The 13,704-nt window shown below is 56.7% G+C and carries 12 protein-coding genes; 4 read left to right on the top strand and 8 right to left on the bottom strand.

Annotated elements, in window-relative coordinates; all coding sequences use genetic code 11:
• Nucleotides 1-16 precede the first annotated feature (16 nt).
• Nucleotides 17-244, bottom strand: a complete 228-nt coding sequence (locus BFV67_RS14795; RefSeq protein WP_008500958.1) for a YejL family protein — start codon at nt 242-244, stop codon at nt 17-19.
• A gap of 134 nt (nt 245-378) precedes the next feature.
• On the opposite strand from BFV67_RS14795, the gene yejK reads away from it, so the two are divergent.
• The gene (gene yejK / locus BFV67_RS14790; protein ID WP_008500957.1) at nt 379-1,386 is read left to right on the top strand and encodes a nucleoid-associated protein YejK; all 1,008 of its coding nucleotides are present in this window, start codon (nt 379-381) and stop codon (nt 1,384-1,386) included.
• Nucleotides 1,387-1,436: 50 nt separating this feature from the next.
• Here yejK and rplY read toward each other — a convergent pair whose 3' ends face one another.
• Both rplY and radD read right to left on the bottom strand, forming a co-directional pair.
• A complete protein-coding gene (gene rplY / locus BFV67_RS14785; RefSeq protein WP_008500956.1) occupies nt 1,437-1,721 on the bottom strand; it encodes a 50S ribosomal protein L25 in 285 nt (94 codons plus the stop codon).
• Between the two features lie 125 nt (nt 1,722-1,846).
• The gene (gene radD, locus BFV67_RS14780; protein ID WP_032663178.1) at nt 1,847-3,607 is read right to left on the bottom strand and encodes a DNA repair helicase RadD; all 1,761 of its coding nucleotides are present in this window, start codon (nt 3,605-3,607) and stop codon (nt 1,847-1,849) included.
• 281 nt (nt 3,608-3,888) lie between these two features.
• Between radD and rsuA the strand changes: the two genes are divergently transcribed.
• The 3 genes from rsuA to BFV67_RS14765 all read left to right on the top strand — a co-directional run bounded on the left by rsuA (nt 3,889) and on the right by BFV67_RS14765 (nt 6,432).
• Nucleotides 3,889-4,596, top strand: a complete 708-nt coding sequence (gene rsuA, locus BFV67_RS14775) for a 16S rRNA pseudouridine(516) synthase RsuA (protein ID WP_008500954.1) — start codon at nt 3,889-3,891, stop codon at nt 4,594-4,596.
• 15 nt (nt 4,597-4,611) lie between these two features.
• Nucleotides 4,612-5,808, top strand: coding sequence for a Bcr/CflA family multidrug efflux MFS transporter (locus BFV67_RS14770; protein WP_025913174.1), 1,197 nt, complete (start codon nt 4,612-4,614; stop codon nt 5,806-5,808).
• Nucleotides 5,809-6,087: 279 nt separating this feature from the next.
• The gene (locus tag BFV67_RS14765) at nt 6,088-6,432 is read left to right on the top strand and encodes a YejG family protein (protein ID WP_008500952.1); all 345 of its coding nucleotides are present in this window, start codon (nt 6,088-6,090) and stop codon (nt 6,430-6,432) included.
• A gap of 3 nt (nt 6,433-6,435) precedes the next feature.
• On the opposite strand, the gene yejF is transcribed toward BFV67_RS14765, so the two are convergent.
• The 5 genes from yejF to BFV67_RS14740 all read right to left on the bottom strand — a co-directional run bounded on the left by yejF (nt 6,436) and on the right by BFV67_RS14740 (nt 13,591).
• On the bottom strand, nt 6,436-8,025 hold the full coding sequence (gene yejF / locus BFV67_RS14760; protein ID WP_021241521.1) for a microcin C ABC transporter ATP-binding protein YejF: 1,590 nt from the start codon (nt 8,023-8,025) through the stop codon (nt 6,436-6,438).
• Between the two features lies 1 nt (nt 8,026).
• Nucleotides 8,027-9,052 carry an ABC transporter permease gene (locus BFV67_RS14755; protein ID WP_069598563.1) on the bottom strand — a complete coding sequence of 342 codons (1,026 nt, stop codon included), beginning with the start codon at nt 9,050-9,052 and terminating at the stop codon, nt 8,027-8,029.
• Entirely contained in the window at nt 9,052-10,146 is a 1,095-nt protein-coding gene (locus BFV67_RS14750; protein WP_045372656.1) for a microcin C ABC transporter permease YejB, read from the bottom strand. Before BFV67_RS14750 ends, BFV67_RS14755 begins: the two co-directional genes overlap by 1 nt.
• 9 nt (nt 10,147-10,155) lie before the next feature.
• Nucleotides 10,156-11,961, bottom strand: coding sequence for an extracellular solute-binding protein (locus BFV67_RS14745; protein WP_008500948.1), 1,806 nt, complete (start codon nt 11,959-11,961; stop codon nt 10,156-10,158).
• A 73-nt stretch (nt 11,962-12,034) separates the two neighbouring features.
• The gene (locus BFV67_RS14740; protein WP_008500947.1) at nt 12,035-13,591 is read right to left on the bottom strand and encodes a cyclic di-GMP phosphodiesterase; all 1,557 of its coding nucleotides are present in this window, start codon (nt 13,589-13,591) and stop codon (nt 12,035-12,037) included.
• Between the last annotated feature and the right edge of the window lie 113 nt (nt 13,592-13,704).

Below are 13,704 nucleotides of genomic sequence, written 5' to 3'. Positions count from 1 at the left end.
CTGTTGTTCGTATCCCTTAATGGGCCGGGTCGTTGCTGACGGACGACTGTAAAGCCTGGGCGAAAGATTTTGCGATCGCCTGACGCTGGGCCGGAGCAACGCTGGTGTTAATCAGGTTGGTGACCATATTTCCCAAAACCATCAGGGAGAGATCGGTCGGCGTTTTATGTTTTTCCAGTACGTTGACCAGCTCACTGAGCAGTTGTTCAACGTGTTCATCACTGTAGCGGGAATGTTGTGGCATAAATCAAAATCAGTTTGTTGATGAAAGGGCAACATATTACCGTAGCAACAGCTTTTTTTCCCCTTTTTTATCTGTTGTTGCACACATGTCCTGGTGGTGGTTGAATACCGCCCGGTCTAAAAGGAGAGTTTATCATGAGTCTGGAAATCAACCAGATTGCCCTGCACCAGCTTATCAAGCGCGATGAGCAAACCCTTGAAGTGGTGCTGCGCGATTCGTTACTGGAACCCACGGCGACCGTTGTGGAGATGATGGCAGAGCTGCATCGCGTCTACAGCGCCAAAAATAAAGCCTATGGGCTGTTCAGCGAAGAGAGTGAACTGGCCGATAGCCTGCGCCTGCAGCGCCAGGGTGAAGAGGATTTCCTGGCGTTTAGCCGTGCGGCAACCGGGCGTCTGCGCGACGAGCTGGCGAAATACCCGTTCGCCGACGGTGGGATCGTGCTGTTCTGCCACTACCGCTACCTGGCGGTCGAGTACCTGCTGGTTACCGTGCTGAATAACTTAAGCAGCATGCGCGTGAACGAGCAGCTGGATATCAGCTCGACGCATTATCTGGATATCAACCATGCGGATATCGTGGCGCGTATTGATTTGACCGAGTGGGAAACCAACCCGGAGTCGACCCGCTACCTGACTTTCCTGAAGGGACGCGTGGGCCGTAAAGTGGCGGATTTCTTTATGGATTTCCTCGGTGCCAGTGAAGGGCTTAACGCCAAAGCGCAGAACAAAGGGCTGCTCCAGGCGGTTGACGATTTCACAGCCGAAGCGCAGCTTGATAAATCTGAGCGCCAGACGGTGCGCCAGCAGGTTTACAGCTACTGCAACGAACAGCTGCAGGCTGGGGAAGAGATTGAGCTGGAGTCGCTGTCAAAAGAGCTGGCGGGCGTCAGCGAAGTCAGCTTCCAGGAATTTACCGCAGAGAAGGGCTATGAGCTTGAAGAGAGCTTCCCGGCGGATCGCAGCACGCTGCGTCAGTTAACCAAGTTTGCCGGCAGCGGCGGCGGGTTAACCATCAACTTTGATGCGATGCTGCTGGGGGAACGTATCTTCTGGGATCCGGCCACCGATACGCTGACCATTAAGGGGACGCCGCCGAATCTGCGCGATCAGCTTCAGCGCCGCACCTCGGGCGGTAAATAGCAGGCACAAAAAACCCCGCAGAAGCGGGGTTTTTTTCGACAGGTTTGCGATTACGCGCGAACGAAGTCGATGTGAGTCAGTTTTGGCTTGAACGCGTGACGCTGAACAGCCTGAACTTTCACTTTTTCTTCTTTACCGCCAACAACGATGGTCAGAACTTCGCTGTAGAATTCAGCTTTGGTCTGCAGGTTCCACAGTTTGTCGTGATCCAGTTCGATTGCAACTGGAGCAGCTTCGCCACCGTAAACGATAGCCGGGAACTTGTTAGCGGTACGCAGGCGGCGGCTCGCACCCTTACCCTGCACGTTACGTACTTCTGCTTCGATAGTGAACATTGATTTCTCTCTGTATTTAAAACCCTACTACAGGCGACCCAGCAGCAGGTGAGTGTTCTGCCTCACGGATGTGAAGCGGGCGGCATTTTATACTCAAATGCCCCTCACATCAATGAAAAGTCCCGCTAACCGCGCAATTCGTTGGCGCGACGGAAGCGACCTTCGTAGTCAAAGAGCTTCTCGCGCACCTGCCAGTACTGGCCTTTCTTACGGGCGACGACAAAATCCGGATGGCGCAACAACACCTGCTGGCGCACGATATCGGCCACGGTGATCCAGCGCAGGGGCACGCCCGGGGTGCGGGTGTGCGGGCGAATAAACAGCTGTTCGAAGGCCGTTCGCTGGGCAGGCGTCTGGACCCGGAAGCGCTCGCTGACGTCCGCCCCGTCCTCGTCGTAATAGGTGATTTTCAACCATTCGCCTTTTTCATCGGCGCCGGGCTGTAGCGCCATGCCGGAACAGCGCAGCACCAGCGCATCTTTCAGCTTTAGCGCCGCTTTCAGCATGTCGTCCGGGTCAACCAGCACCGTGTCGCACTCCCGGCAGCGGCGAGCGGCAATGTCATTTTCGGCGTTGCACTGCGGGCAGTTTTTGAAGCGGAAACGAAAATCGCACTGCTCGCGATGCCCGTCATCATCTTCAAACCAGCCCTGACAGCGGCGGCCAAAATGTTCAATCAGCGTACCGTCGGCGGTGGTTTTGCCCCAGAAGGTGTTGGCAAACCCGCAGGCAGGGCAAAAGACCTGCACGGGCACGTTGTCGCTTTTTCCTTTTGGCGCGCCGACCTCAGGCGTATAGAGATCGTGCGGGTTACCGGCATAATCCAGAATCAGGCAGTCGGTTTTCCCCGGCGCCAGACGCAGGCCGCGGCCAACAATTTGCTGATACAGACTGACCGATTCGGTCGGGCGCAAGATAGCGATCAGGTCGACGTGCGGGGCGTCAAAGCCGGTGGTCAACACCGACACGTTAACCAGATAGCGGAACTGCTGGGCTTTAAAGGCCTCAATCAGGCGGTCGCGCTCGGGGCCGGGCGTCTCGCCGGTGATGAGCGCCGCGTCGCCGGAGGGCAGTAACCCGGTGATTTCGCGCGCGTGCTCAACGGTGGCGGCAAAGATCATCACCCCTTTGCGCGTCGCGGCGAACTCCTCAATCTGGCTGATGATATGCGGCGTAATGCGCTTTTGCTTTTTCAGCTCCTGGTTAAGATCCGCTTCGCTGAATAACCCGTTGCTCTGCGCCTGCAGGCGGCTGAAATCGTACTGCACCACCGGCATATCCAGCCGTTCAGGCGGCGTCAGGTAGCCATGTTTAATCATGTAGCGCAGCGGAAGTTCGTAAATGCAGTCGCTAAACAGGGCCTTGTCATCGCCGCGCACCATGCCGTGATAATGGTAACGATAGATCCAGCCTTTACCCAGACGAAACGGGGTCGCCGTCAGGCCCAGCAGGCGCAGGTGAGGGTTCACGTCCTTCAGGTGCGTCAGGATTTGCTGATACTGGCTGTCGTCGTCATCGCTGATGCGGTGACACTCGTCGACAATCAGCAGCGAAAATTCGCTGCGAAACAGATCCAGATTGCGGGCCACCGACTGCACGCTGCCAAACACCACCTTGCCGTGGCTCTCTTTACGCTTTAGACCGGCGGCGAAAATGTCGGCTTCCAGTCCAAGTGCACAATACTTGGCATGGTTTTGCGCGACGAGCTCTTTAACGTGCGCCAGCACCAGTACGCGGCCGCGGGCCAGACGCGCCAGTTCGGCAATGACCAGGCTTTTGCCTGCACCGGTCGGGAGCACAATCGCCGCCGGCTCGCGATGTTTACGGAACCACGCGAGGGTGGCGTCAACGGCTTCCTGCTGATAGGGACGAAGTGTAAAAGTCATGGGGTCTCGGTTTCGTTATTCCGCACATATACCCGTCATACTTCAAGTTGCCTGTGCGTTGGCTGCACTCGTTCACCCCGGTCACTTACTTATGTAAGCTCCCGGGGATTCACTCCTTTGCCGCCTTCATGTAACTCGAATTATTTAGGGTATAGATAGTATGCCACGAAACTTTTTCCCTTGAGTGGCGCAACCAGACCATTATACTGAACCGTTCCAGACTGCTTCTATTTTCGGACCTGTTGTCCGACTTCCTGCACCATTAAGGCTAAAAAGATTTCATGCGACTTGATAAGTTTATCGCTCAGCAACTCGGCGTAAGCCGCGCTATTGCCGGGCGTGAAATTCGCGCCAGCCGCGTTACCGTGGATGGCGACATTGTGAGAGACAGCGCGTTCAAACTGCAACCTGACCATCAGGTGGAGTATGACGGCAATCCGCTGACCCAGCAGCACGGTCCTCGCTACTTTATGCTCAATAAGCCGGAAGGCTACGTCTGCTCAACGGACGATCCGGATCACCCGACGGTGCTCTATTTCCTCGACGAACCGGTGGCGCACAAGCTGCATGCCGCAGGCCGCCTCGATATCGACACCACCGGTCTGGTGCTGATGACCGACGACGGTCAGTGGTCGCATCGCATCACCTCTCCACGCCACCACTGCGAGAAAACCTATCTCGTGACGCTGGAGTCACCGGTGTCGGATGACACGGCAGAGCACTTCGCGAAAGGCGTGCAGCTGCATAATGAAAAAGATCTGACTAAACCGGCGGTGCTTGAAGTCATCACCCCGACGGTGGTCCGTCTGACCATCAGCGAAGGGCGCTACCATCAGGTGAAACGTATGTTTGCCGCGGTGGGGAACCACGTTGTTGGCCTGCATCGCGAACGGATTGGTGCGATTGAACTCGATCCCGACCTTGCGCCAGGCGAATACCGTCCGTTAACGGAAGAAGAGATCGCCAGCGTCGGTCTGCCTTCGCACTAATTTCAGGAGAACCCTGTGACCATCAGGCCACACTCGTCGTTCAAAATCGTCTTCATTCTTGGCCTGCTGGCCATGCTGATGCCGCTGTCTATTGATATGTACCTGCCCGCGCTGCCGGTCATTTCCGCGCAGTTTGGCGTCCCGGCGGGCAGCGCGCAGATGACGCTCAGCACCTATATTCTCGGCTTTGCCCTTGGCCAGCTGTTTTATGGCCCGATGGCGGACAGCCTTGGACGCAAGCCCGTCATTCTGGGCGGGACGCTGGTCTTTGCGGCCGCAGCGGTTGCCTGTGCGCTGGCCCAGACCATCGATCATTTGATCATCATGCGTTTCTTCCACGGTCTGGCGGCGGCAGCGGCAAGCGTGGTGATTAACGCCCTGATGCGCGATATCTACCCGAAGGAAGAGTTCTCCCGCATGATGTCGTTCGTGATGCTGGTGACGACGATTGCGCCGCTGGTGGCGCCAATGGCGGGTGGTGCGGTGCTGGTGTGGTTCAGCTGGCATGTGATTTTCTGGATCCTGGCCCTGGCCGCGCTGCTGGCCTCGGCAATGATCTTCTTCTTTATAGATGAAACGCTTCCCGTCGAGCGCCGCCAGAAGTTTCACATCCGTACCACCATCGGCAACTTTGCCTCGCTGTTTCGCCACAAGCGCGTGCTCAGCTATATGCTGGCAAGCGGGTTCAGCTTCGCCGGAATGTTCTCCTTCCTGAGCGCCGGGCCGTTTGTCTACATCGAGCTTAACCACGTGTCGCCGCAGCACTTCGGCTATTACTTTGCGCTTAACATCGTCTTCCTGTTCATCATGACCATCATCAACAGCCGCTTTGTCCGGCGGGTGGGGGCGCTGAACATGTTTCGCGCGGGGCTGTGGATCCAGTTTGTGATGGCGATCTGGCTGGTGGTGAGCGCGTTTCTGGGCGTGGGCTTCTGGGCGCTGGTGGTCGGCGTAGCGGCCTTTGTCGGCTGCGTGTCGATGGTGTCGTCCAATGCGATGGCGGTGATTCTGGATGAGTTCCCGCACATGGCGGGGACCGCCTCTTCCCTGGCGGGGACGTTCCGCTTCGGCATCGGCGCTATCGTGGGGGCGTTGCTTTCGATGGCCACCTTTACGACGGCATGGCCCATGCTGTGGGCGATGGCTTTTTGCGCAACCAGCTCGATACTCTTCTATCTTTACGCCAGTCGACCGCGAAAAGCGGCCCACTAAAACACAGAGAAGGCCCGCCAGGGCCTTTTTTGTTGATGCATATCAACCAAACCCCCGTTCGTTTATGCCGTGTTTGTTTATTTTATGTAAAATCTATTTGTGTAAAAAGTCACATCATTGTATTCAAAAAGGTTGAGTTAGATCGCAGAAACGGGTACATATAGCGCCGACGCGAGCCTGAATACCGATAAAAAAGTGCTGAACAGTGCAGGCTGGCGATGATGTGTTACTATAAATGTAAATAAATTGTGAAGTAAATTTTGCTTCCGGGGAACGAACGTGAATACATTACAACTTTCTATTGTCCATCGCTTGCCCCAGAGCTATCGCTGGTCGGCGGGTTTTGCTGGTTCGAAAGTTGAACCGATTCCGCAAAACGTCGCGGGCTGTGAAAACTGCCTGGTGGCGCTCAAGCTGCTGAGCCCGAGCGATGAAAATGCATGGCGGGTGATGGAGCGTCTCAGTCAGGCCCTGACGGATATCGAAGTGGACAGCTCCGTGCTGGAATGCGAAGGGGAGCCGTGCCTGTTTGTGAAAAGCCAGGACGAGTTTGCTGCCACCTGCCGCCTGAAAAATTTTGGCGTTGCTATTGCAGAGCCTTTCTCCGGCCAGTATCCATTCTGAGCGCTAGTCTGACGACAACAGCTGGCGCGTGTAGCGCTGCGTTGGCGCGCTAAATACGCGCTGGCACTCTCCCTGCTCGACCACCTCTCCCTGTCGCAACACAATCACCTGATGGCATAGCGCCCGCACCACCTGCAAATCATGGCTGATAAAGATATAGGCCAGCCGGTGCTTTTCCTGTAGCCCTTTAAGCAGCGCCAGGATCTGCGCCTGTACGGTCCTGTCCAGAGACGACGTCGGTTCATCCAGAATAATTAGCTCTGGTTTCAGGATCAGCGCGCGGGCAATGGCGATACGCTGGCGCTGCCCGCCGGAAAATTCCGCAGGATAGCGGTGGCGCGTCTCGGGATCTAAACCCACTTCAACCATTACCCGCATGACCTCCTGCTCGCGCTGCTGCGCGCTCAGGCCGGGCTGATGGACGCGCAGGCCCTCTTCGACAATCTGTAACACGCTGAGCCGCGGGTTAAGCGAGGAGTTGGGATCCTGAAAGACCACCTGCATGCGAGGACGTACGGGCAGCATCTGGCGGCGGTTCCAGCGGTGCAGCGGCATGCCGTCAAACAGGATTTCGCCCTGTGAGGCAATTAAGCGCAGCAGCGCCAGACCGGTGGTGCTTTTACCCGAGCCGGATTCGCCCACCAGCCCGAGGGATTCGCCCGGGCGCAGCGAGAAGCGGATATTTTTTAACACCGGGTTGCGATCGACAATGCGTCGCAAAATACCTTTGCGGATCGGGAACGAGACGGACAGATCCTCAACGCGCAGCAGCGGCGTGCTGTCAGCGTCGAGGGGAACCGGGTCGCCGGAGGGTTCGCTGTCGAGCAGGCGCTGCGTATAGGGGTGTTGCGGCGCGCTCAGCAGCGTGGACGCCGCATTCTGTTCAACACAGCGGCCGTTTTGCATCACCGCGACGCTGTCGGCCAGCTTTCTCACAATGCTCAGGTTGTGCGTGATAAACAGCAGGCTCATGTTTAGCTCGTCACGCAGGTCCCGCAGCAGCGTCAGTATTTGCGCCTGTACCGTCACGTCCAGCGCCGTTGTGGGCTCGTCGGCAATCAACAGCTCGGGGCGCGTCAGCAGCGCCATGGCGATCATCACGCGCTGGCGTTCGCCGCCGGAGAGCTGATGCGGAAAATCATTCAGCCGTTTGGCCGCATTGCGTATGCCTGTGCGCTCAAGACAATCCAGAATTTCTCCCCGCGCGGCCTCTTTGCGCATCCCACGGTGCAGGGAGAGCACTTCATAGAGCTGTTTTTCCAGGCTGTGCAGCGGGTTAAGCGACACCATCGGCTCCTGGAAGATCATGGCAATCTTATTGCCGCGAATACCGCGCAGGGTCTGTTCGTCGGCGTGCAGCAGCGAACGGCCGTGGAACAGAATATCCCCTTGCGGATAGCTCACGGGCGGGGAGGGCAGCAGCCGCAGGATGGAGAGCGCCGAAACGCTCTTGCCTGAACCCGACTCACCCACCAGGGCCAGCGTTTCACCGCGCTGGATCTGCAGCGTCAGGTCGCTGACCACGGTGCGCGTCTCGTCCTGCTTTGAAAAAGCAATCGACAGGTTATCAATACGGAGCAGAGGCTGGGTCATTTTAAACCGCCTTGTTAGGATCAAAGGCATCGCGCACGGCTTCGCCAATAAAAATCAGCAGCGACAGCAGCACGGCCACGGAAAGAAAGGCGGCGATGCCTAACCACGGTGCCTGCAGGTTGTTCTTGCCCTGCAGCAGCAGTTCGCCGAGCGACGGGGAACCCAACGGTAGCCCGAAACCGAGAAAATCCAGTGAGGTGAGGGTGGTGATGGAGCTGCACAGAATAAACGGCAGGAAGGTGAGCGTTGCCACCACGGCGTTGGGCAGCATATGGCGGAAGATGATCCCGCGGTCGCTCACGCCAAGCGCCTGCGCGGCGCGAATATAGTCGAAATTACGGGTGCGCAGAAACTCGGCCCTGACCACACCGACAAGCGCCATCCAGCCGAACAGGACGGTAATGCCTAATAACCACCAGAAGTTGGGCTGTACGACGCTGGAAAGCAGGATGATCAGAAAGAGCGTCGGCATGCCTGACCAGACCTCAATCACCCGCTGGCCCCAGAGGTCAATTTTCCCGCCGTAGTAGCCCTGAATGGCGCCCGCCACGACGCCCATCACGCTGGAGAAGATCGTCAGCATCAGCCCAAAGAGAAGCGAAATACGCGTGCCATACAGGATGCGCGCCAGCACGTCACCGCCGTTAGCATCCGTTCCCAGCCAGTTTTGCGCGGAGGGCGGGGAAGGGAAGGGGGTCGCGGTGGCGAAGTTAATGCTGTTTGCGCCAAAACGCACCGGCGCCCAGAGCACCCAGCCGTGCTGATCAATCTGCTGGCGAAGCCACGGATCCTGATATTCCGCCGGCGTCGCAAACGGGCCGCCAAAGTCGCTTTCGCTGTAATTGGCGATGACCGGCACGTACCAGCGATCGTTAAAATGCACCAGCAGCGGTTTATCGTTAGCGATCAGTTCTGAAAACAGGCTTAAGACAAACAGCACGGCAAAAATCCACAGCGACCAGTAGCCGCGGCGGTTGTGGCGAAAGCGGGCCCAGCGGGCCTGGTTGACGGGGCTTAAACGCGGCATCATCGGCCCTCAAAATCGATTCGGGGATCGACCAGCGTATAGCTGATATCGCTGATGATATTCAGCAGCAGGCCAATCAGGGTGAAAATATAGAGCGTGCCGAACATTACCGGATAATCACGCGACACGGTGGCCTCATAGCCCAGCAGGCCCAGACCGTTAAGCGAGAACATCACCTCTATCAGCAGCGAGCCGGTAAAAAACATACTGATGAACGTGGCCGGAAATCCGGCGATCACCAGCAGCATGGCGTTGCGGAACACGTGCTTCCACATGATCTGCTTTTCGCTCACGCCTTTAGCGCGGGCCGTGACGACGTACTGTTTACGAATTTCATCGAGAAAGGCGTTTTTGGTCAACATGGTCAGGGCCGCAAACCCGCCAATGACCGTGGCCAGAACCGGCAGCGTGATATGCCAGAGGTAGTCGGTGATTTTCTGGTACCACGGCAGGGAGCTGAAATCGGCGGAGACGAGCCCCCGCAGCGGGAAGAGATCAAAATAACTGCCCCCGGCAAAAAAGACGATCAGCAGAACGGCGAACAGAAACGCCGGGATGGCATAGCCGATAATGATGAACGTGCTGCTCCAGATATCGAACCGGCTGCCGTTGTACACCGCTTTGCGGATCCCAAGCGGTATAGAGACCAGATAGATGATCAGCGTACCCCACAGCCCGAGCGTGATCGAAACCGGCAGGCTTTGCTTGATCAGCGTCAGCACTGACGCACTGCGAAACAGGCTATCGCCAAAATCAAAGCGGATGTAATCCCAGAGCATCTTGAAATAGCGCTCGTGAATCGGTTTATCAAAGCCGTAGCGGTGGGTGATCTCGGCGATCACCTCCGGATCCAGCCCGCGTCCGCCGCGGTAATGGCTTTCGCTGATATTCCCTACGCCGGTTCGCGCATGGCTGGCACCCATCCCTTCACCGCCAGCGCCGGGCATGCCGCCGCTGTTGCCAAATTCAATGGCGGCAATGGCCTGATCGACCGGCCCACCGGGGGCGATTTGCACGATAAAAAAGTTAATCGTGATGATGGCCCACAGGGTAGGGATGACCAGCAGCAGACGGCGGAGAAGATAGGCACCCATGATAATTCCTTATCGCCGCTCAGCGGGAAGTCTGGCGGCTTTGTTAACGTCATACCACCAGGTGTCAAAGCCCAGAGAATAGACCGGGCGCACGGCAGGCACGGAGAACTTATCCCAGCGCGCAAGGCGATCTTCGCCCATATACCACATCGGCAGCATGTAGTAGTTCCAGGTTAAGACCCTGTCGAGGGCGCGCCCGAGCGGCACGAGCTTGTCTTTATCCCCCTGCGCCGCCACGATTTTCGCAATCAGCGCATCAATCGCCGGGCTTTTTACCCCCGGCGCATTGTACGAGGAGTCAATGTAGCTGGAGGCCCAGGAGATTTGCAGGTCCGAGCTAGGCCACGGCTGCGCGGGCCACAGGCGCTGCATCATGTCGTAATCACGGCTGCGCATGCGGCTGGTGATCTGCGCGTTATCAACCTGGCGAATGTTCATGGTCACGCCCAGCCGCTCAAGGTTGTGCTTAAACGGCAGCACCCACTGGTCGTTGCCCCCGGACGAGAGCAGCAGTTCAAAGCTGAGAGGCTTGCCCGTTTTGGCATCCACACGTTTTTGATTCTTCAGGTGCCAGCCTGCGTCATCCAGCAGCTTGCTGGCTTTGAGCAGGTTGTCGCGGTCGTAACCGTCACCCTTCGATGCGGGCGGCTGAAACACCGTTGTAAACACCTCTGGCGGTACCTCTGCTTTAAGGGGGGCCAGCAGGACCAGTTCGTCGGCTTTCGGATAATCACGCGCGGCGTATTCGGTATTCTGAAAATAGCTGTTGGCGCGGCTATAAGCCCCGTAAAACAGCGCTTTGTTCATCCACTCAAAATCAAAGGCCAGGGAGATGGCTTCCCGCACCCGGCGGTCATTAAATACCGGACGCTGAATATTAAACGCCAGCCAGCGGGTGTCCTGGGCAGATTCATTTTTGTGTTCGTCTTTGACGATATAGCCTTTGGCGAAATTTTTCCCGATATAGCGGGTCGCCCAGTTTTTAGCGCTGCTCTCGACGCGCAAATCGAATGCCCCGGCTTTGAACGCTTCAAACGCCACGTTATCGTCGAGGTAGTAATCATAGCGAAGGGTGTCGAAGTTCCAGCGTCCGCGGTTGACCGGCAGATTGGCCGCCCAGTAGTCTTTGACGCGGGAATAGACGACATATTGCCCCATGCGCCAGTCGGTAATGCGGTAGGGGCCGCCAGCCAGAGGAGGCGTTGAAAGCGGGTCGCTCAGCTTATGATTTTTCCAGAACGATTCCGGCATCACCGGCAGCGAGAACAGGCTGAGCATATTCTCTTTGTTCGGTTCGCTCAGCTCAATGCGCACAGTGAGCGGCGCGATGGCTCTGACCGACGCGCCTTTATACACGATGCGGAACTGGGGGACGCCTTCGGTCATGAATTTATGGAAGGTGAACGCAACGTCGCTGGCCTTCACCGGTGTGCCATCGTGAAAACGTGCCCGCGGGTTCAGCGAGATTTCCGCCCAGGCGAAGTTATCGGCGTAACGTACGTTCTCGGCAATCAGCGGATAGTAGCTGCCGGGCTCGTCATCGGAGGTGACAAAGAGCGTATCGTAAAGCGATTCCGTTCGCGCGGCCGCCACGCCGCGCAGGGCGTAGCGGTTGAAGTTGTCGAAGGTTCCCGTGGCGGAAAGCGTGACCTTACCGCCTTTTGGCGCGGCTGGGTTGACGTAATCGAAGTGCGTAAAATTGACCGCGTATTTCGGCTCGCCAATCACCGCGAAGGCGATATTCTCTTTGATGGTTTGCGCCTGGCTGGACAGGCTCGTGAATGCCAACATCAGCAACATAAAGCGCATAAGCATCTCGCGGCAGCTCCCTCTCTACAGACCGGCTCGGTTAAGCTGAATAATAAGTGACGTCACGGGCAATGTGAAATTAATCGCCTTCGGGCGAAATATCAGGCCGCCATTCGCGGAACTGCGCCAGCGGCATCGGGCGGCTAATCCAGTATCCCTGCAGGAAGTTAACGCCGTGTTCGCGCAGCCAGGCCGCCTGTTCCGGCGTCTCTACCCCTTCGGCGACGGTCGACATATTCAGTCGTCTTGCCAGCGTCAGAACGGCATCCAGCACCGGCGACGTCACGGTCTCGGTACCGATCGCATTAACAAAACCACGGTCGATTTTGAGGTAGTCCATGGTGAAATGCTCAAGGTAAATCAGCGCGCTGTGGCCGGTACCAAAATCATCAATGGCGATTTCAAACCCTTCGTTATGCAGCCATTCGAAAAGGGTGTTGGCTTCCCGATGGTTGAGCATATCGCGCTCGGTAATTTCCAGCACGATCTGGAAGTAATCCGGCGGCAGCAGGGCTTTGAAGGTGCGCATATCGTCCTTGAAGCTTTCCGCATGCAGATGCCCCGGTGCAATGTTAATACCCACCTTTGCGCCCGGAGGTAACAGCGTTTGTAACACGGGAGCATCGTGAATGATAAGGTCAAAGAGATGCAGCGTCAGCGGGACAATCAGCTTCTGTGCTTCGGCAAAATTGATAAACGCGTCCGGCGGAATTTCCCCCATTGTCGGGTGTTTCCAGCGCATCAGGACTTCAAGCCCGGTCATCCTGAGCGATTTGGCATCGACGACGGGCTGATAAACCACATAAAACTGACCGCGCTTGATAGCGCTTAAAATTTCTTTACCCGGGTTGAGCCGAATGCTGAGGATGTAGTAGTTAAGCGATCCGGCACAAATCCCGCATACCAGCCCGAAGAACAGCGCGTAGAGAATTTCATCGCTGGTCCATGCGTCCGCATACAGGTTGATGGTCAGGGGGAGGTCTTTCAGCGTCGCCGTGCGGACCGGGATGTCATGCAAGTCGCGGGTATGAACCAGCGTGCTGGACCGCGTCGACAAGGCGTTATCGCCGATAATGATAGCGATACCCGCGAACTCGTCCTGGCGCTCAGTATAGAGCAGGTAAGGCGTCAGATTAATATTCACAGAAGTGAACACCCCGCCGTCCTTCACTAATGGGTTGCGGTACCAGATCGCAATCGCAGGTTCATCAGGCAGCATGGGGGTACCCGGAAGCAACGCCATATCGATCTGTTTATTGATGTTCAGCTCAGGTATGAGCGTCTCCATCGGGGCATTCATCGGGCCTGTTGCCGAGGAGCAGAATGCCATCTTGTCCCGGACCAGCAGGAAGGCGCGAACGTTAATGCTGAAGGCCGCGCGTGAGGTGAGTTCCTGGTTGACGTCCTGGCACGTGTTCAGCGTGAGAGGCTGGAGGACATTGACCGCTTTTTTTAGGTCTTCGAAATAGCTCCCCATGTAGGCGCTCACATCATTCACCAGGGTGTCGAATTTGACTTCCCGCTTATGGTAACTCCACGAAAATTGCAGGGAACCCAGGAGCAGGGCGGTGATGAGACCCGTGATAATACTGAGGATCAGTATTTTACGATTACTGGAGAAGTAGCGGGTGAGCATAGACGTCGTGATTCCTGAAAAGCCGCTTGATGTATTCAGTGTAACGGGCAAAAAAAAACACTGCCGAAGCAGTGCTTTTTTTCATCATATCGCCAGCCAAGGGATAACCAACG

It is taken from the genome of Enterobacter roggenkampii, from assembly GCF_001729805.1.
In the GTDB taxonomy this organism is placed as follows: Bacteria; Pseudomonadota; Gammaproteobacteria; order Enterobacterales; family Enterobacteriaceae; genus Enterobacter; species Enterobacter roggenkampii.
The sequence above is the reverse complement of the archived record's forward strand: the minus strand, read 5'-3'. Positions and strand labels throughout refer to the sequence as shown.